The 20,138-nt window shown below is 28.4% G+C and carries 19 protein-coding genes; 16 read left to right on the top strand and 3 right to left on the bottom strand.

All coding sequences use genetic code 11. The features are described 5' to 3' along the window. Positions 1 to 77: 77 nt before the first annotated feature. The 12 genes from CKV87_RS02510 (at position 78) to CKV87_RS02455 (ending at position 13,619) form a co-directional block, all read left to right on the top strand. Positions 78 to 389, top strand: a complete 312-nt coding sequence (locus CKV87_RS02510) for a DUF485 domain-containing protein (RefSeq protein ID WP_020847456.1) — start codon at positions 78 to 80, stop codon at positions 387 to 389. After that, entirely contained in the window at positions 389 to 2,038 is a 1,650-nt protein-coding gene (locus CKV87_RS02505; protein WP_012012309.1) for a cation acetate symporter, read from the top strand. The genes CKV87_RS02510 and CKV87_RS02505 overlap by 1 nt, the downstream gene beginning before the upstream one ends. Before the next feature lie 226 nt (positions 2,039 to 2,264). Then, positions 2,265 to 2,579, top strand: coding sequence for a DUF485 domain-containing protein (locus tag CKV87_RS02500; protein WP_004510570.1), 315 nt, complete (start codon positions 2,265 to 2,267; stop codon positions 2,577 to 2,579). Continuing rightward, positions 2,579 to 4,246, top strand: a complete 1,668-nt coding sequence (locus CKV87_RS02495) for a cation acetate symporter (protein ID WP_012012308.1) — start codon at positions 2,579 to 2,581, stop codon at positions 4,244 to 4,246. The genes CKV87_RS02500 and CKV87_RS02495 overlap by 1 nt, the downstream gene beginning before the upstream one ends. Before the next feature lie 50 nt (positions 4,247 to 4,296). Further along, entirely contained in the window at positions 4,297 to 6,138 is a 1,842-nt protein-coding gene (locus CKV87_RS02490) for a putative nucleotidyltransferase substrate binding domain-containing protein (protein WP_012012307.1), read from the top strand. After that, on the top strand, positions 6,131 to 6,739 hold the full coding sequence (locus tag CKV87_RS02485; RefSeq protein ID WP_004510567.1) for a 3'-5' exonuclease: 609 nt from the start codon (positions 6,131 to 6,133) through the stop codon (positions 6,737 to 6,739). Before CKV87_RS02490 ends, CKV87_RS02485 begins: the two co-directional genes overlap by 8 nt. Before the next feature lie 20 nt (positions 6,740 to 6,759). Beyond that, positions 6,760 to 7,950 carry an acetate/propionate family kinase gene (locus CKV87_RS02480; RefSeq protein WP_012012306.1) on the top strand — a complete coding sequence of 397 codons (1,191 nt, stop codon included), beginning with the start codon at positions 6,760 to 6,762 and terminating at the stop codon, positions 7,948 to 7,950. A gap of 57 nt (positions 7,951 to 8,007) precedes the next feature. Then, positions 8,008 to 8,946, top strand: a complete 939-nt coding sequence (locus tag CKV87_RS02475) for a cation diffusion facilitator family transporter (RefSeq protein WP_012012305.1) — start codon at positions 8,008 to 8,010, stop codon at positions 8,944 to 8,946. A 103-nt stretch (positions 8,947 to 9,049) separates the two neighbouring features. Next, positions 9,050 to 10,240 (top strand): acetate/propionate family kinase, encoded by a 1,191-nt coding sequence (locus tag CKV87_RS02470; protein ID WP_004510564.1) that lies wholly within the window; start codon positions 9,050 to 9,052, stop codon positions 10,238 to 10,240. Positions 10,241 to 10,483: 243 nt separating this feature from the next. Beyond that, the gene (pta, locus tag CKV87_RS02465) at positions 10,484 to 11,479 is read left to right on the top strand and encodes a phosphate acetyltransferase (protein WP_012012304.1); all 996 of its coding nucleotides are present in this window, start codon (positions 10,484 to 10,486) and stop codon (positions 11,477 to 11,479) included. Between the two features lie 26 nt (positions 11,480 to 11,505). Then, positions 11,506 to 12,720 carry an acetate/propionate family kinase gene (locus tag CKV87_RS02460; protein WP_004510562.1) on the top strand — a complete coding sequence of 405 codons (1,215 nt, stop codon included), beginning with the start codon at positions 11,506 to 11,508 and terminating at the stop codon, positions 12,718 to 12,720. A gap of 236 nt (positions 12,721 to 12,956) precedes the next feature. Further along, positions 12,957 to 13,619, top strand: coding sequence for a hypothetical protein (locus CKV87_RS02455; protein ID WP_012012303.1), 663 nt, complete (start codon positions 12,957 to 12,959; stop codon positions 13,617 to 13,619). Between the two features lie 82 nt (positions 13,620 to 13,701). Here the strand turns inward: CKV87_RS02455 and sppA are convergent, their stop codons facing one another. From sppA to aroQ, 3 genes are read right to left on the bottom strand one after another with little or no spacing between them, the layout of a single operon-like run. After that, complete coding sequence (gene sppA / locus CKV87_RS02450; protein WP_012012302.1) at positions 13,702 to 14,586, bottom strand: signal peptide peptidase SppA; 885 nt, start codon at positions 14,584 to 14,586, stop codon at positions 13,702 to 13,704. Beyond that, positions 14,579 to 15,802, bottom strand: a complete 1,224-nt coding sequence (gene mqnF, locus CKV87_RS02445; RefSeq protein WP_041644876.1) for an aminofutalosine deaminase family hydrolase — start codon at positions 15,800 to 15,802, stop codon at positions 14,579 to 14,581. Before mqnF ends, sppA begins: the two co-directional genes overlap by 8 nt. 4 nt (positions 15,803 to 15,806) lie before the next feature. Then, entirely contained in the window at positions 15,807 to 16,301 is a 495-nt protein-coding gene (aroQ, locus tag CKV87_RS02440) for a type II 3-dehydroquinate dehydratase (protein WP_012012300.1), read from the bottom strand. A 77-nt stretch (positions 16,302 to 16,378) separates the two neighbouring features. Between aroQ and CKV87_RS02435 the strand changes: the two genes are divergently transcribed. From CKV87_RS02435 to mnmA (CKV87_RS02420), 4 genes are read left to right on the top strand one after another with little or no spacing between them, the layout of a single operon-like run. Beyond that, on the top strand, positions 16,379 to 17,404 hold the full coding sequence (locus CKV87_RS02435) for a M24 family metallopeptidase (RefSeq protein ID WP_012012299.1): 1,026 nt from the start codon (positions 16,379 to 16,381) through the stop codon (positions 17,402 to 17,404). Between the two features lie 30 nt (positions 17,405 to 17,434). Next, on the top strand, positions 17,435 to 17,920 hold the full coding sequence (folK, locus tag CKV87_RS02430) for a 2-amino-4-hydroxy-6-hydroxymethyldihydropteridine diphosphokinase (protein WP_012012298.1): 486 nt from the start codon (positions 17,435 to 17,437) through the stop codon (positions 17,918 to 17,920). A gap of 47 nt (positions 17,921 to 17,967) precedes the next feature. Further along, positions 17,968 to 19,071, top strand: coding sequence for a tRNA 2-thiouridine(34) synthase MnmA (mnmA, locus tag CKV87_RS02425; protein ID WP_012012297.1), 1,104 nt, complete (start codon positions 17,968 to 17,970; stop codon positions 19,069 to 19,071). An 11-nt stretch (positions 19,072 to 19,082) separates the two neighbouring features. Then, on the top strand, positions 19,083 to 20,120 hold the full coding sequence (mnmA, locus tag CKV87_RS02420) for a tRNA 2-thiouridine(34) synthase MnmA (RefSeq protein ID WP_012012296.1): 1,038 nt from the start codon (positions 19,083 to 19,085) through the stop codon (positions 20,118 to 20,120). The last annotated feature ends 18 nt before the right edge of the window (positions 20,121 to 20,138 follow it).

Here is a 20,138-nt window from a genome sequence, read left to right as displayed (position 1 = left end):
TTAAACTTTTTTGAAATGCTATGTTTTTGCAACTAAAATATTTTACTATTTCAATGAATCTTATTTTAGGAGAAAAAATGGATAACAAATTAGTAGAAAGGATTAAAGCTAATCCTAAATATGCTGAACTTGTTTCAAAACGAAGTTCTTTTGCTGTTAAATTAGCAATCTTTATGTTAGTAATTTACTACGGTTTCGTTTTAACTATCGCATTTGATAAAGAGTTTTTTGCTACAAAAGTTGGTGAAGTTATGACTGTTGCATGGCCTATTGCTGCTACGATTATTGTGATTTCATTTATTACAACTTTAATTTACGTTGTAAGAGCAAATGGAGAGTTTGAAGATTTAGAAACTTCTATAAAAAATGATGTAAAGGATATCTTATAATGTTAAAAATACTTACTTTATTAGGTTTATCATCATTAGCATTATTTGCAGCTGATGGTGCGGGTGCCGTTAATATTAACGCTGTTATCATGTTCTTCGTATTTATTGTAGGAACTATGGGTATTACAAAATGGGCTGCAAGTAAAACAAAATCTGCTTCAGATTTTTATACTGCTGGTGGAGGAATCACAGGATTCCAAAATGGTCTAGCAATTGCTGGAGATTATATGTCTGCTGCATCATTCCTTGGTATTTCGGGAATGATTTTCCTACACGGATTTGATGGTATGATTTATGCTATTGGATTTTTAGTTGGTTGGCCAATTATTTTATTCTTAATGGCTGAAAAATTAAGAAACTTAGGTAAATTCAACTTTACAGATATTGCTGCTTATAGACTTGATCAACAAAAAATCAGAATTCTTGCTGCATTTGGTTCTTTAACAGTTGTAACTTTCTATTTAATTGCTCAAATGGTTGGAGCTGGAAAATTAATCGAATTATTATTCCACATTCCTTATGGTTGGTCAGTTGTAATAGTTGGTGCTTTAATGATTATTTATGTAACTTTTGGTGGTATGCTTGCAACTACTTGGGTACAAATTATTAAAGCTGTATTACTTCTATCAGGAGTAACATTTATTGCTATTATGGTTCTTTCTCATTATGGTTTCTCGTTTGGAGAATTAGCAGCTCAAGCTGTTAGTATGCACCCAAAAGCTGATGCTATATTAAAACCAGGACCATTCGTTGCTGATCCAGTTTCGGCTGTATCATTAGGACTAGCATTAATGCTTGGAACTGCTGGATTACCTCATATTCTTATGAGATTCTTTACAGTTGGTAATGCAAAAGAAGCTAGAAAATCTGTTGTTTACGCAACTGCATTTATTGGTTACTTCTATTTAATCATTGGTGTTGTTGGTTTAGGTGCAATTGTTTTCTTATTAAGCCCTGAAGGTGCTGCTTACTTTAAAGATGGTGTAATCGATCTTAAAGGTATAATCGGTGGAAATAACATGGCTGCTGTTCACTTATCACAAGCTGTTGGTGGAGATATTTTCTTAGGATTTATTGCTGCTGTATCATTTGCTACAATCTTAGCGGTTGTTGCAGGACTTACATTAGCTGCTTCTAACTCTATTGCACACGACTTATATGCAATCGTTATTAGAAAAGGTCAAGCTACAGATGCTGAAGAGATGAAAGTTTCTAAAAGAACAGTTTTAGTTATTGGTATCGTTGCGATTTTACTAGGGTTTGCATTTGAAAAACAAAATATTGCATTCATGGTTGGTCTTGCTTTTGCTATTGCTGCATCAGCTAACTTCCCAATATTAATTTTATCAATCTATTGGTCAAAATTAACAACAAGAGGTGCATTTATTGGTGGATTCTTAGGTCTTCTTACAGCTATCGTTCTAGTTGTATTAAGTAAAACTGTATGGGTTGATATCTTTGGATTTGAAAAAGCAATATTCCCTTATACACAACCTGCATTATTCTCTATACTTGCAGCATTTATTGGTATTTGGTTCTTCTCTATTACTGATAGTTCAGCTAGAGCAGAAGAAGATAAATCTGGATTTGAAGCTCAAAAAATTAGAGCTGAAACTGGGATTGGTGCTGACGGAGCTGTTTCTCACTAATCTTAATACTAAAGAGATTTTCTCTTTAGTATTTTTATTCTTTAAAAATACCTTAATAATTATAATTAAATATAATAATTAAAATATTATTTTTTTGTTACATTTCTACCATTTTTATATTTTTTTGATTCTATTTTTTTGTTTTAATAAATACAAATCTAAATTTAGTTTGTATAATCAAATTATCTTTTTATTTATATTTTAAATAAAAAACTAAGGAGAAGGAATGAATGAAAAATTAATTGAAAGGATTGAATCTAACCCAAAATATATAGAGTTAGTTTCAAAAAGAAATAGTCTAGCACTTAAACTTGGCTTTTTTGTGTTAATAATGTTTTATGGTTATATATCAATCGTTGCATTTGACAAAGAGTTATTTGCTACAAAGATTGGAGATGGTGTAACAACTATAGCAATTCCTATTGCATTCGCAATATTAATAATAAGTTTTTTAACAACTCTAATTTATGTAAGACGAGCAAATACAGAATTTGAAGATTTAACAACTCAAATTAAAAAAGATGTAAAGGATTTATTATAATGTTGAAAGTTTTAGCACTAATTTCTATCTTTGCAATATCGCTTTTTGCAGCGGGTGATGCAACTTTCGAGGGGAAAAGAGATTTAAATATTCCTGCAATTATTATGTTTTTTGTATTTATTGCTGGAACTTTAGGAATTACTTATTGGGCAGCAAGAAAAACTAAATCTGCTTCAGATTTTTATACAGCTGGTGGAGGAATAAGTGGTTTCCAAAATGGTTTAGCAATTGCAGGTGATTATATGTCTGCTGCTGCATTTTTAGGAGTATCTGGACTTATTTATATGAGTGGATATGATGGTGTTATTTATGCTGTTTCGTTTTTAGTTGGTTGGCCTGTAATTTTATTTTTTATGGCTGAAAAATTAAGAAATTTAGGTAAATTTACTTTTGCAGATATCGCTGCTTATAGATTAGGTCAAAAAGAGATAAGAACTTTAGCGGCATTTGGTTCACTTTCTGTTGTTGTTTTATACTTAATCGCACAAATGGTAGGAGCAGGTAAACTTATCCAAATTTTATTTGGAATGGAATATGAATATGCTGTATTTATGGTTGGAGCATTGATGATTATTTATGTAACATTTGGTGGAATGCTTGCTACTACTTGGGTACAAATTATCAAAGCTATTTTACTATTATCTGGTGTTTCGTTTATGGCCGTTATGATTTTATATCACTTCGACTTCTCTTTTGAGTCTTTAGCTGTTCAAGCTGTTGAACATCATAAGAATGGTGAAGCTATTTTAAAACCAGGTGGATTTTTATCAGACCCAATTTCAGCAATTTCTTTAGGTATGGCTTTAATGCTTGGAACTGCTGGTCTTCCTCACGTTTTAATGAGATTTTTTACAGTTGGAAATGCAAAAGAAGCAAGAAAATCTGTTGTTTATGCAACTGGTTTCGTAGCATATTTTTGGATTATTATTACTATTGTTGGATTTGGAGCAATTGCTTTTTTAAATACAGCAGAAGGTGCTCAATATTTTGACGGAGCAAAAGCATATCTTGATGGTGGGAAATTATTTGGTGGAAGTAATATGGCTTCTGTTCACTTATCACATATGTTAGGAGGAAATGCTTTCTTAGGATTTATCTCTGCAGTTGCATTTGCTACTATTTTAGCGGTTGTTTCAGGTTTAACACTTGCAGGAGCAAGTGCTATTTCACATGATATTTATGCAAATGTTATAAATCCTAATGCAACAGATGAACAAGTTGTAAAAATATCTAAAATCACAGTTATTATTGTAGGAATTGTTGGTGTTACTTTAGGTATCGCATTTGAATCACAAAATATTGCATATATGGTTGGTCTTGCTTTTGGTATTGCAGCAAGTGCTAATTTTCCTATTTTATTTTTATCAATTTATTGGAGCCAATTAACTACAAGAGGCGCATTTATTGGTGGATTTATGGGATTAATTACTGCTGTTGTACTTGTAATTTTGGGACCAAATGTTTGGGTTCAAATTTTAGGAAATGAAAAAGCAATATTTCCTTATGCACACCCTGCACTATTTTCTGTAACAGTAGCATTTGTTTCTATTTGGTTCTTCTCTAAAATTGATAACTCTGAAAAAGCTATAAAAGAAAGAGCTTTATTTAGAGGTCAAAATATTAGAGCTAATACAGGTATTGGTGCGGCAGGAGCTGTTTCACACTAATATTTTTATCAAAGGATTTTATCCTTTGATTTTCTTTAAAAAGGACATTTATGAGTATCTTAGAACAAAAAAGTTTTATTTCTTCAATTCATCCATTTGAAAATTTAACTGCTAATGAACTTGATGATTTTGTTGAAAGTCTTGATATTGTCTATTTTAAAGAAAATCAAATTATTCAAGCACAAGAAAGTTCTCCTAAATTTTTATACTTTATCCTAAAAGGTTTAGTACAAGAAAAACAAGATGATGAAGTATTGAGTGTTTATTCAAAAAATGAAATTTTTGATTCTATTTCTTTAATTGAAAGTTTTTCAAAAAATAGTTTTGTGACAGCAGAAGAGACTATTTGTTATATTTTACCAAGAGAAGTTTTTATAAAAATACTTCATGGAAATATTGAGTTAGAAAAATACTTTTTTCAATCAATTTCTGAAAAATTAAACAACAATATTTTACATGAAAAAAACAGAGAAATGGCAAATATTATGATTGCAAAAGTTAAAGATGCAAGAATACATAAAGCTGTTATTATCGATACTGAAAAGACAATTTTTGAAGCTGCTTCAATAATAAAAAAAGAGAAAATCCCAACTATTTTATTAAAAGATGAAAATGACGAAATGTACATAGTTACAGATTCTGATTTTAGACAAAAAGTTATTTTAAATAGAATGGATTTTGATGATAAAGTAGTAAAAATAGCTACAAAAGGTCTTATTTATATAGATGAAAATGATTTTTTATTTAATGCTCAACTTATGATGGCAAAACATGGATTAAAAAGAGTTGTAGTAAAAAATGATAAAAATCAAATTATTGGAATACTTGACCAAATCTCTTTATCTTCATTCTTTGCTACAAATATCTTTTCTGTATCAAATCAAATAGTAAAAGCTGAAACAGTTGAAGAGTTAAAAGAAGCCTCTTTATCTTTTATAAAAATTATTAAATCACTAAATGCAAAAGGTGTAAAGATTGATTTCGTATCAAGATTGATAAATCAATTAAATAAAAAACTTTTAGATAAGTTATACAAAATCTTAGCACCAAAAGAGTTAAGTGAAAAATCATGTTTAGTTGTAATGGGAAGTGAAGGAAGAGGTGAACAAATCTTAAGAACTGACCAAGATAATGCTTTAATCATTTCAGATGATTGCACAATAAGCGATGAAGAGTTAAAAAATTTCACACAAAATTTCACTGAAACATTAGTAGATTTTGGTTTTCCTAGATGTGAAGGAAATATTATGATTTCAAATCCTTATTGGTGTAGAAAAATTTCTGATTTTAAAGAACTTATTTTTACTTGGGTAAACGAACCAAGTGGAGATAATTTTATGAATATTGCAATTTTCTATGATGCACTTTGTGTATCTGGAGACATAAAAATGATAAAAGAGTTAAAAGAGTATCTATTTAAAGTATCTTCTAATTCTCAAACTTTTTATGCTCATTTTGCAAAAGTAATATCAAGTTTTGATGTTCCTTTAGGATTTTTTGATGGTTTTGTTTTTAATAGTAAAGATGAAAAACACAAAGATGAGATTGATATAAAAAGAGGTGGAATATTTATTCTTGTTCAAGGAATAAGGTCTTTATGTTTAGAAAATAGAGTTTTAAACACAAATACAATAAAAAGAATAAATAAACTTCAAGAATTAGGTGTTCTTGAAAATGAGATGGCAAAAGAGTTAATTATGGCTTTTAACTTCTTATTAAACTTAAAACTAAAATCAAACTTAGCAAAATTAGACAAAAATTTAGCTATTGATAACTATATAAATCCAAACAATTTAAACAAGATGGAAAAAGAGTTATTAAAAGACTCTTTTAAAATAATAAATAAATTAAAGAAAAATTTAGAATTTCATTTCAAGTTAAACTATGTTTAGAAATATAAAAAACTATTTTAATAAAAAAAATCTAAAAGATAAAAAATATTTATATCTATTTGAAGATTCACAAATAAAGGATGAATATGTTTGTTTTGACTGTGAAACTACAGGTCTTAATCCTAAAAAAGACGATATTATCTCCATAGGCGCGGTGATAATAAAAGATAATACTATTATATCTAGTAAAAAATTTGTCAAGTTTATAAAACCAAAAACTAAACTTCAAGCTGAAGCTATAAAAGTTCATCATATTAGAGAATGTGATTTAAATAACGCAAATGATATAGATTTGGTTATTGAAGAATTTTTAGAATTTATAGGTAATAGAACTTTAGTTGGATATTTTTTAGAGTTTGATATCTCTATGATAAACAAATATCTTAAACCAAAACTTGGAATAACTCTTCCTAATAAAACTCTTGAAGTCTCAGAAATATACCACGATTATAAAATAGAAATAATTCCTCAAGGGCATATAGATTTAAGATTTAATTCGATTATGGAAGAACTAGAAATACCAAGTCTTGGTAAACATGATGCATTTAATGATGCATTAATGACTGCTATGATTTTTATAAAACTAAAAAATATAGCATAATAAACGAAGGAAAAATAATAATGTTAGTATTTGTATTAAATGCAGGGTCTTCCTCATTAAAATATCAATTGATAGATGCAAAAACACAAGAATTAAAAGCAAGTGGCTTAGTTGAAAGAATTGGAATTGATGGTATTTTAAAACAAGTTATTGATGAAAATAGAAAATTAACAATGGAAGCTCCTATTCCAACACATAAAGAAGCAATTGAACTTATTTTAGAAACTTTAACAAAAGGTGATACAAAAGTAATAAATTCTATTGATGAAATTCAAGCTATTGGACATAGAGTTGCTCATGGAGGAGAATACTTTAAAGAATCTACTTTAGTTACAGAAAAAGTTATAAAAAAAATTGAAGAAGCTATTCCTCTTGCACCTTTACATAATCCTGCAAATATTTTAGGAATGAAAATCTGTATGCAATTATTACCAAAAGTTCCAAATGTAGCTGTATTTGATACTGCATTTCACCAAACAATGCCTGAAATACATTTTCTATTCCCAGTTCCACATGAAGATTATACTGAACATCATTTAAGAAAATATGGATTTCATGGGACAAGTCACTTTTTTGTTTCTCAACAAGCTATAAAACTTTTAGGAAATAAAAAAGATTCAAAAATTATAGTTTGTCATTTAGGAAATGGCTCTTCTGTATGTGCAATAAAAGATGGAAAATCTGTAAATACAACTATGGGATTAACTCCACTTGGAGGCTTAATGATGGGAACAAGAAGTGGAGATATAGACCCAGGAATAATTCCATATCTAATGGATAAAAAAGATATGAATACTCATCAAATAATTGATTATTTAAATAAAAAATCAGGAATATTAGGAGTTTCTGGTATTAGTTCAGATTTAAGAGAAATTATAAGCGCGGCAAATGATGGAGATCAAAGAGCACAAGTTACAATAGATATGATGTGTAATAGAGTAAAAAAATATGTATGCTCTTATGCTGGATTACTTGGAGGAGTTGATGCTATTTGCTTTACTGCTGGAATAGGAGAAAATTCTGACATAGTAAGAGAAAAAGTCTGTCATAACTTAGAGTTTATGGGAGTAGAAATTGATAAAGATAAAAATCAAATAAAAAACCATCAAATTAGAGAAATTAATAAAGAGAGTTCAAAAACGAAAATTTTTGTAATTCCTACAAATGAAGAATTAGTTATTGCTCAAGATACATTTAATCTTGTAAAATAACTTTTTTTATGTGTTATAATATAGCGTAACTATAATCTAAATAGATAAGAGTATTTTATGAATTTATATTTGAAAAATGAACAAAATTTACTTCGTATCTCTATATTTAGCACAATATTACTTGCAGGTATTGGAATAATATTTGGTTTACTTGCAAGTTCTTCTACGATAATTTTTGATAGTATTTATGCAATGATAGATGCAGTAATGACAACTCTTGCTTTAATTGTAGCTAGATTAATTACTTCATCTACATCAAAAGATTTTATTCACAATAAGCTAGAAAAACATTTTACTATGGGATTTTGGCATCTTGAACCTATTGTTTTAGGAGTAAATGGAATACTACTTATTGGTGCTGCAACTTACGCTTTTATAAATGCAATTGATAGTTTATTATTAGGAGGAAGAGAGATTTTATTTGGATATGCAATAGTTATTACTTTAATATCTATTGTAGTTGAGTTGAGTTTGGGAATTTTTATAAAAAAAGCAAATAAATCGATTAACTCAGAGTTCTTAACTTTAGATTCAATTAGTTGGCTAATATCAGCATCTATGTCTTTGGGGTATCTTTTTGCTTTTAGTTTTGGATATATTGCAAAAAACACTAGTTTAGATTGGATAACGCCTTATATAGACCCTTCAGTTTTGATTTTTGTTTGTATATTTATAATTCCTATGCCATTTAAAACAGTTAAAAAAGCACTTGCAGATATTTTACTTGTTACACCTTTGGAATTAAAACAACAAGTAGATAAAATAGCAGAGAATATAGTGAAAAAATATGGTTTTGATTCTTTTAGAGCTTATGTTGCAAGAGTTGGAAGAGGAAGACAAATAGAACTTTATTTTATAGTTCCTAAAAGTTGGCCAGCTAAAAAACTTGAAGAGTGGGATTTGCTAAGAGATGAAATTGAAAAAGAACTAGGGAAAGAGGATCCAGACCTTTGGTTAACTATTGTATTTACAACGGATTGTGAATGGGCTGAATAATAGTCTATAAAATTTTTAAGTTTTAATAAGATATTATTTTAAATAATTAAATTTATTTCTTAAATCTTATTTAAGCTTAAATCAAAATATAAGGAAAAAATATATGTTAGTATTTGTATTAAATGCAGGTTCGTCATCTTTAAAATATCAGTTAATAAACGCAAAAACACATGAGCTAAAAGCAAGTGGTTTAGTTGAAAGAATCGGAATTGATGGTATTTTAAAACATGAAATAGGTGAAAACAAAAAATTAACTTTTGAAACACCAATTCCAACACATAAAGAGGCTATTGAATTAGTTTTAAGAATTTTAACAAATGATGAAACAAAAGTAATAAATTCTATTGATGAAATTCAAGCTATTGGACATAGAGTTGTTCATGGTGGAGAACACTTCAAAGGTTCTGTAATAGTTAATGATGATGTTCTTAAAAAAATAGAAGAACTTATTCCTCTTGCACCTTTACATAATCCTGCAAACATTTTAGGAATTAAAATTTGTATGCAAATATTACCAAAAGTTCCAAATGTTACAACATTTGATACAGCATTTCACCAAACAATGCCAATTGAAAACTTTTTATATGCTGTTCCTTACAGTGATTACACAGAACATCATTTAAGAAAATATGGATTCCACGGAACAAGTCACTACTACGTTTCAAATGAAGCTGTAAAAATTTTAAATAAAAAAGATTCAAAAATAATCGTTTGCCACTTAGGAAATGGTTCTTCTGTATGTGCAGTTAGAGATGGAAAATCTATTAGTACTTCTATGGGATTAACTCCTCTTGAAGGTTTAGTTATGGGAACAAGAAGTGGAGATATTGATGCTGGAGTAATACCTTATTTAATGGAGAAAAAAGGTTTAAGTCATACTCAAATTATTGATTACCTAAACAAAAAATCTGGAATATTAGGAGTTTCTGGTATTAGTTCTGATTTAAGAGAAGTTATAAAAGCTGCAAATGATGGAGATAAAAGATCAAAAATAGCTATTATTATGTTATGTGACAGAATTAAAAAATATCTTTGTTCTTACGCTGGATTAATGCATGGAGTTGATGCTATTTGCTTTACTGCAGGAATTGGTGAAAACTCTGATTTAATTAGAGAAAAAGTTTGTGAAGGTCTTCAATTTATGGGAATTGAAATAGATACTGAAAAAAATAAAGTTAGAGAAAAAGGTATTAGAGAGATAAATACAAAAGCTTCAAAAACTAAAATTTTTGTAATTCCTACAAATGAAGAGTTGGTTATTGCTCAAGATACTTTCAATCTTGTAAAAAAATAGTCAAATTGTTACAAATTATAAAATTTAAAAAAATTGAGTATTATGTATAATTATTGTACATAATACTTCTTTTACTCAATACTACTGAAATAAGAAAGCTACATTTCGCCACTTTTAGGTGAAATCAATTTTTCTAATCCCCTCTTTTTTCCTCAATTTTGATAAATTATTGCTATACAAATGCTATGTTTTTCAATTATAATCCCTTCTGAAAAGTTTAAAATTGGAAAGGATAACTTAGAAATGGGTTTAATTGAAACTATTAAAGAAAAAGCAAAATTAAAATTAAGAACAATTGTTCTACCTGAGCCAGAAGACGAAAGAGTTCTAAAAGCTACAGAACAAGTTTTAAAAGATAAAACTGCAAACGTTGTTTTAATTGGAAATGCTGATACTATAAAAGCAGATGCTGCTAAACATGGTGCAAATATTGATGGAGCAACAATCATTGATCCTAAAAAATTTGATAATATCAATAAATATATTGATGAGTTAGTTGAATTAAGAAAAAATAAAAACCTTTCAAGAGATGAAGCAACTGAAATTATGTTAAATGAACCAAGATTTTTTGGTTGTATGATGGTAAGACTTGGTGATGCTGATGGTTTAGTTGCGGGTTCAAATTCTCCAACAGCTGATGTATTAAAAGCTGCTATTCAAGTTATCAAAACTGCACCTGGAATAAATACTGTTTCATCTACATTCATTATGGAAACAGCTGATGGTAAATTTGGTGATAATGGATTAATCTTATTTGCAGATTGTGCTGTTATTCCTGAACCAAATGCAGAACAATTAGCTGATATTGCTTGTGCAACTGCTGCAACTGCTGCTAGCGTTGTTGGATTAAATCCAAGAGTTGCTATGTTATCTTTTTCTACAAAAGGAAGTGCTGCACATCCACTAGTAGACAAAGTACAATCAGCTTGTAAAATTTTAGGTGAAAGAAATGTTAATTTCTCATTTGATGGTGAGCTTCAAGCTGATGCTGCTATCGTTGAATCTATTGGTGCAAAAAAAGCTCCTGGTTCAAAAGTTGCTGGACATGCAAATATTTTAGTTTTCCCTGATTTACAATCTGGAAATATTGGATATAAACTTGTTCAAAGATTTGCAGGAGCAGAAGCTCACGGACCAATCGTTCAAGGTTTAAATAAACCAGTAAACGATCTTTCAAGAGGTTGTTCTGTTGAAGATATTGCAAATTTAGTTGCTATTACAGCTACACAAATTAAATAACTATTTACTAAACTAAGGAGAGAAAAATGTTAGTATTCGTTTTAAATGCAGGGAGTTCATCATTAAAATACCAATTAATGAATCCAGTTATTAAAAAAGTTCTTGCATCAGGATTATGCGAAAGAATCGGGATTGATGGTGTTTTAAAGCATGAATATGGTGAAAATGGTCAAAAATTAACTTTAAATGTTCCAATGCCAACTCACAAAGAAGCTATCGAAGCTGTTTTAACAACTTTAACTGCTGGTGAAGGAAAAGTTATTAATTCAATAAATGATATTGATGCAATCGGACATAGAACAGTTCATGGAGGAGAAGAGTTTTCAGGTTCAGTAATGATTACTCCAGAAGTAATTGATACTATGAAAAAATTATCACCATTAGCACCTTTACATAACCCTGCAAATATCTTAGGTATTGAAATTTGCCAACAATTAATGCCAGGAAAACCAAATGTTGGTGTATTTGATACAGCATTCCACCAAACTATGCCTGATTACGCTTATATGTATGCTTTACCATATGAAATGTACACTAAACATGGTATTAGAAAATATGGTTTCCACGGAACAAGTCACTTTTTTGTTTCAAATGAAGCTAGAGGAATGTTAGATAAAAAACATAATACTAGAATTATTGTTTGTCACTTAGGAAATGGTTCTTCTGTTAGTGCTGTTTTAAATGGAAGATGTATTGATACTTCTATGGGACTTACTCCTATTCAAGGTCTAATGATGGGAACAAGAAGTGGAGATGTAGGAGCAGGAGCATTACAATATATGATGAGCCAAGAAAATCTTACTATTGACCAAGCTATTGATATCATGAATAAAAAATCTGGTATTTTAGGAATTTCTGGAAAATCTTCTGATTTAAGAGAAGTTTTACAAGGTATGCAAGATGGTGATGAAAGATGTAGATTAGCAGTTGATATGGTTGCTTATAACATCAAAAAATATGTAGGTTCTTATGTTGCAGCACTTGATGGTATCGATGCTCTTTGCTTTACAGGTGGAATAGGAGAAAATGCAGCACTAATTAGAGAAAAAGTTTGTGCAGGACTTGACTCTATGGGACTTGTAATCGACCCAGTTAAAAATAATAAAAGATCAAATGTTGCAAGAGATATTGCTACAAATGGTTCTGCTTCAAGAATCTTTGTCATTCCTACAAATGAAGAATATGTTATTGCAAATGATACTTATAAAATCGTTTCAGGACAAGCTAGTACTTGCCAATAAATTAAAAGGTGAATTTTCTTCACCTTTTAAACTCCTCTTTTATACCTCAAATTATTAAAAAATTCTTATAATTAATCCTTATAAAACAAATAAAAATTATCATTAATATAAACTTTTACTTTTTTATCAATAAAAAATAAAATTGTGACGCAAACTGTGACAATTTTTTGATATAGTTATATATCAAAATGATAATTGATTTCAAAGTAAGATTTTAAAAAAGGACATAAGTATAAATGGATGATAAAAACCTAGAACTACTACCAGATAAAGATGGATTTTTATTTGAAATAGATGATCATTCTTTGATAATAGAACAAATAGTAATTATAATAATAGGAATATTATTTTTAATAATGATGTGGGGATTTGGGATAGGAGAAGGATTAAAATCCTCAGATGGACATATGTTTAATAGGATTACTGGAACAGTGATATGTGTATTAAGTATTATTTATGGTCTAGTTAAAATTTTAATTTTGAAAAAACAAGTTAAAAAAATTATTTTTTATACAAATAAAATTACTAAAACAATTAATGACAAAAATGTAAGTATTTATTTTTTTAATGAAATTTATAAATGCAATACTATCGGAGTAGGAATGCAAAAATTAAGAAGATATAGCAAATTAAAAAAATATTTTACAATGATATTTATGCCAATTGGTATATTAATTATATACTTTATTCTCATATTAAATTATATTGTTGTAATTGCTTATTATAGAAAAATTATTTTTCCTATTTATAGCATAATTTTAATTGAAAATAGTGATTTAGAAATGATAGTTATTCCTTTTTTAGAAAAGCAACAAAATATAAAAAACTATTTTTCTAAGTATCATAATATAGATATAAAAAAATTAAAAATAACTTGGTTTATACCTGAAAAAAATTAAGAAATAGTAATATAGATAGTATTCATTCCTAAACTAAAAAAGTTAGGAATGAAATTTAAAACTAATAGAATTTATCTTTATATCAATAAGCTTTCAATCCAGTTACAAAATTCATACTGATTTGAGAAACAGCTTCACTTACAAGTTTATCCATAAATTTCTCAAATTTATCCTCTTTTTTCCAAACAGGATTTTCAACTTTTGATAACTCTGCCAAAGTTTTTTGAGCAACTGTGATATTTGCAACCTCATCTACTAAACCTACATCTTTTGCTTGTTTTGAAGTGAAGATTTTTGCATCAGCAAATGAAGTATAATTTTTTATATCAAGATTTCTAGCTGTTGCAACATCAGTTATAAACATATTATAAGTATCATCTATCACACTTTGAAGTTGTTTTTCTTCAAACTCTGTCCATTTCCGTGTTGGAGTCCCTGATTCTTTATATTTTCCAGCTTTTACTGTTTGTGTTTGAATTCCTATTTTATCCATAAGCTCTTTAGTGTTTACTCCTTGCATAATAACACCAATAGAACCAACCATACTTCCATGATTTGCGATAATTTTGTCTGCCCAAATAGAAGCGTAATAACTTCCACTTGCTATTACTCCACTTGCATAAACAACTACTGGTTTAATCTGCTTTAACTCTTTTATAGCATAAGCTACTTCAACTGAAGGAGCAACTGCACCGCCAGGACTATCAACAACGAATAAAACACCTTTTATATTTGTATCAGTTTTTGCTTTTTCTATATTTTCTAAAGTTTTAGATACATCTATTATTGGACCAACTAACTCTATTTTTTGCAAATTTGCAGTACTTTTAGTACTAATTCTTTCTTCATCAGAATTAAAAAACACTACATAAATAATAGTTAGAAAAACTATTGTCTTAAAATATTTAGTTATAAAATCCAATATTGCTATAACTGGTGAAAACAGTTTTCTAAAAAACTCAAACATACTCTCCTCCTATAATTACATCATCAACAAATTTTGTATGTAGTATTATTTGCATACAAATATCATTTATATCTTCTATTTTATTTGGTAATTTGAAACTTATCATATCAGCATCAAAACTCTCTTTTAATACACCTTTATTTAGTCCCAATGCCCTACTTCCATTAAAAGTTGCAGCTTTTAAAAGTATTTTTGAAAACTCTACAACATTTTTATCATAATGAGCCATCAAAGCATTTCTTAACTCATCAAACATAGACAAAGAGTTATTTGAACTAAGACCATCAGTTCCAATAGTAAAAGGAATATCTTTTAATCTATCTAAATCCAGTTTTGTATTATTTAAAAGCCTATTTGAAGTAACACAATGATTTATACTTGCACCCAAATCTTTTATTTTTTCTAAGTCGTCATCACTTGCTTCAACACAATGAGTAAAAGATAGGTTTTTAACTTTTGAAAACAAACCTAAAAATTCCATAGGTTTTGAAGTAGCTTTTTCTTGATTTAAAAAGTTTTTAAAAAATTCCAAAAAAGAACCTTCATCTTTATGCAACCACTCAAACTCTTCTTGTGATTCTAAAAAGTGAGAACTAACAGCTAAATTTTCATCTCTTGCTACATTTAAAGCTTCTCTTACTAAAAAAGGATGAACAGAATATGGTGAGTGTATTGCAATTGCAGGAATAAAGTTTTTTGATGCAAATTTTTTTGCATTATTTAATCTACTTCTAAAATCAGCAAAAAGTGTATCAACCATATCAGCTTTTGAACCAATGACCTCACAAAAGAAAACTGTATTAATTGGAGATTTTATACAAGCTTCCATATCAAATGAATATGATGAAATTGCTCCAATTGTTGTAGTTCCAGTTTTTTTTATTTTATTTAATTTTGTTGAAATTAGTTCATTTGTAGCTTTATTTATCAAATCTTCTCTATGTTTTATAACTGAATTTAACCATGAATAAAAATTACCATATTTAAGTGTTGTTGTATTTGCACTAAATTCCAAGTGAATATGAGAGTTTACAAGTCCTGGCATCAATATAGAGTTTTCTTCTAGTTCTTTTATCTCTAAATTGGGATATTTATTTTTTATTTCAAAAAGAGTATCAATTTCTATAAGTTTATCATCAAAAACAACAGCACCATCTTTTATGATTCTGTTATTTTCATCGCAAGTTACTACATAAGAAGCACTTATTGCTTTCATAAAATTATTTGTTTTCTTCTGTTTGAGCTTGAATTTGTGCATTTCTAGCTTGTGCAATAGCTTTTAATTCATTTATCATTTGCATTAAAGCGATTAATCCCATATGATAACCAAATGCACCAAATCCAGAAATAACTCCTGTACTTGCAGCTGCAGTAATTGATTTTTGTCTAAACTCTTCTCTTTTATAAATATTTGAAATATGTACTTCAACAACTGGCATATTAACTGCACTTAAAGCATCTTTTATAGCAATTGAAGTATGAGAATAAGCCGCTGGATTTATCATAATTCCATCAACTGTTCCTAAACATTCTTGAACTCTATCTACAATTTCACCTTCAAAATTTGATTGGAAAAATTCTAATTCAACTCCATTTTGTTCTGCTGCTGTTTGAAGTTGTTGATGAATTTGTTCTAAACTCATATTTCCATAAATATGTTGTTCTCTAATTCCTAACATATTTAAGTTTGGTCCTTGAATTACCGCAATTTTCATAATTATATTCCTTTTATAAATTTTTGGTAAGATTATAATTAAATTATTGTTAAACAATCCATAAAAAGGGAATTTTAGTGAAAAATTTTATTTTAAAAAATGAGAATGCTATATATTTTGAGTGTAAATTTTCTTGTGACAATGTAATTTTTATAAACCTAGAAAAAGATAAATATTTTATTACAGATGCAAGATATACAACAGAAGCAAAAGAGTATGCAAAAAAATGTGAAGTTATTGAATCTTCAAATCCAATAGAAACAGCAAAAGAGATTTTAAAAAAAAATAAAGTTAAAAAAATCGTATTTGATCCAAATGATTTTAGTTTTGCTTCTTATACAAAATTAACTGAAAATTTAAAAACACAGTTTATACAAAAAGAGAACTTTTCAAAATTAAAAAGAATCATAAAAAGTGATAAAGAGATAACTTTACTTAAAAAGGCAGCTGTTGCTGGACGTGAAGGTTTCAAAGAACTTGCAAAATATATAAGAAAAAATGGTTTTAATCAAACTGAACAATTTTTATATTTTAAAGCATTTGAAAAGATGAGTCAAACAGGAAAACTAGATATCTCTTTTGAGCCAATAGTTGCAATAAATGAAAATGCAGCAAAACCTCACGCACTTCCAACTTCAAAAAAATTAAAACTTCATGATTTATTATTGGTTGATGCAGGAATAAAATATAAAAGATATTGTTCAGATAGAACTTGTACAAGTCATGTTGATTTTGAAAATTTCAATTTTAAAAGAGAGCAAAAGTTTAAAAATGCTAAACATCAAAAAGTCTATGATATTGTTTTAAAAGCTCAACTAAATGCTATTACAAATGCTAGAAGTGGTATGAAAGCAAGTGAAATTGATAAATTAACTAGAGATGTTATAGAAAAAGCTGGTTTTGGAAAATATTTTATTCACAGCACTGGTCATGGTGTTGGTCTTGATATTCACGAGTTTCCAAATATAAATTCAAAATCTGATGTAATAATTGAAGATAATATGGTATTTACAATAGAACCTGGGATTTATCTTCCAAATGAATTTGGAGTTAGAATAGAAGATACAGTTGTAATGCAAAATGGTAAAGCTGTAATACTTTAAAATCAAAAAATAGTATAAAATGAGAGAAATTTGAAAAAGAAATTGAGCCCTACTTTAACACTTTTTTATTATTCTAATTTTCCTAAAAAATTCAATAATTCTTCAAAAAAGAAATATTGCGTAACAATCGGTATTGGTGGAAATATTGGAAACACAAAAAAAATATTTGATAAATTAATCTTATGTTTAAAAAAAGATGTAAGATTTACTTTACTTATGACTTCACCACTTCTTAAAAATCCTCCTTTTGGATTTTTGGAACAAAGTGATTTTTTAAATGGTATAATTCGCCTCAAAACAAATCTTTGTCCTAATGCTTTTTTAAAAGCAATGCAAAGATATGAAAAGAAATTCGGAAGAAAGCGATCCTTTCAAGATGCGCCTAGAACCTTAGATATAGATATTATATTTTTTGATAATAAGAAAATAGATACAAAAAATCTTATTATCCCTCACAAAAATTGGGCAAATAGAGAGTCAGTGATTATTCCTTTAAAACATATGCAAAACAACTAAATTGTTGTAAATACAGTTCTAAAAAAGAACTTTTTAAAGGTAAAAAGATGAACAAAAATAAAAAAATCGTTGTAGGAATGTCAGGTGGAGTTGATTCATCTGTTACTGCGTTATTATTAAAACAACAAGGATACGATGTTGTTGGACTATTTATGCGTAACTGGGAGTATGGAATTAAAGGTAGCCAATGTCCTAATCGTATAGAATTTGAAGATGCAAAAAAAGTTGGTGCATTAATAGGGATTGAAGTAAGAGGAAAAGACTTCGTAAAAGAGTACAGAGATAGAGTTTTTGATGTATTTTTAGAAGGTTTAAAACAAGGTCTAACACCAAATCCTGATATTTTATGTAACAAAGAAATAAAATTTAATGTATTTTTAAATGAAGCAAAAAGTATGGGTGCAGATATGATTGCAACTGGGCATTATGCAAAAATTGCAAAATATAAAGATCATTTTGTGCTAGACACTCCAAAAGATAATACAAAAGACCAAAGTTATTTTTTACACGCATTATCAAGTGAACAATTATCACACGCTATGTTTCCACTTGGAGATTTAACAAAAAAAGAAGTTAGAGAAATAGCAAGAGCTCATAATCTTCCAGTTAGTGATAAAAAAGATAGTACAGGAATTTGTTTTATTGGAAATCAAAAATTTGATGAATTTATTACTCAACACTTACAAGCAATTCCAGGTGATATTTTAGATGAAAATGGAAAAGTTATAGGAAAACACAAAGGTCTTGTTTGTTATACATTAGGTCAAAGAAAAGGTATTGGTCTTGGTGGTATCAAAGGCAATGAAAGTGAAAACAATACGCACAAACCTTGGTTTGTAGCTTCTAAAGATGTAGTAAATAATACATTAACTATTGTTCAAGATACAAATCATCCACTACTTATGAGTAAAACTGTAGAAGCAAGCCATATGCATTGGGTACTTGAAGAAGCACCTAAAGTTGGTGATAAATTAATGGCACAAGTTAGATATAGACAACAAAAACAAGCTTGTACAGTGGTTGAAGCAAATGAGGAAAAAGTAGTAGTTGAGTTTGATAATCCTCAAAGAGCTGTAACATTAGGACAAAGTCTTGTTTTATATTCAGGTGATTACTGTCTTGGTGGTGGCTTTATAAGTTTCTACAAATAAAAAGGCAAAGAATGAGCAAAAAAAAAGTAATGGTTGGAATGAGTGGGGGAATTGATTCTTCAGTTACTGCTTATATGTTACAAAATGAAGGATATGAAGTTGAAGGAATTTATCTAAAACTTCATAATCGAACTGACGGTTACCATGAAAAAAATTTAGGTTATATTGAAGATGTAGCTAAATTTTTAAATATCAAATACTATATATTAGACTTAGCTGATAAGTTTTCAAAAGAAGTTTATGACTATTTTGTTGATTCTTATCTAACTGGAACAACTCCAAATCCATGTGTAAAATGCAATCGTCAAATAAAATTTGGAGCTATGCTTGATTTTGCAAAACAACATGGAGCTTCATATTTAGCAACTGGACATTACGCAAAAACTGATGGTAAGTTTTTTTATGAAGCTGATGATAAAACAAAAGACCAAAGCTATTTTTTATCACAAGTAGATAAAGATGCCCTAAAATATATGATGTTTCCTTTAAGTACTTATAAAAAAGAAGATATTGTAAAATTTGGTGCAAAGCTTGATGTTGCTTACAAAAAAATTACTGAAAAAAGTGAATCTCAAGAAATCTGTTTTGTTGAGACAGTTTACACTGATGTTGTAAAAAAACATGCAAACATTGACCAAGAAGGTGATGTTTTAGATGAAAATGGAAAAGTTGTTGGAAAACATAAAGGTTTTGCACACTATACAATTGGAAAAAGAAGAGGATTTACAGTTAAAGGTGCTCAAGAGCCACACTTTGTTACAAAACTAAATCCAAAAGATAATACTATTGTTGTTGGTAAAAAAGAAGCTTTAGAAGTAAATGAAGTTGTTGGAAATAATCTAAATATGTTTATTGATGATACTAAATTTTCATGTAATGTAAAACTAAGATATCGTTCAGTTTCAACACCTTGTGAAGTGCAAATAAAAGATGAAAAAGCTTATATCACTTTAAAAGAACCAGTTTATGGAGTTGCAAAGGGGCAACTTGCTGTTTTTTATCATGAAGAGAAAGTAATTGGAAGTGCTTGGATAGAGAGTACCAAGTAGCTTTTTAAGTTAATAATT

The sequence above is a fragment of the Aliarcobacter butzleri genome, assembly GCF_900187115.1.
GTDB lineage: Bacteria > Campylobacterota > Campylobacteria > Campylobacterales > Arcobacteraceae > Aliarcobacter > Aliarcobacter butzleri.
Note: the sequence above shows the minus strand (reverse complement) of the source record. Positions and strands in the feature narration are given on the sequence as shown.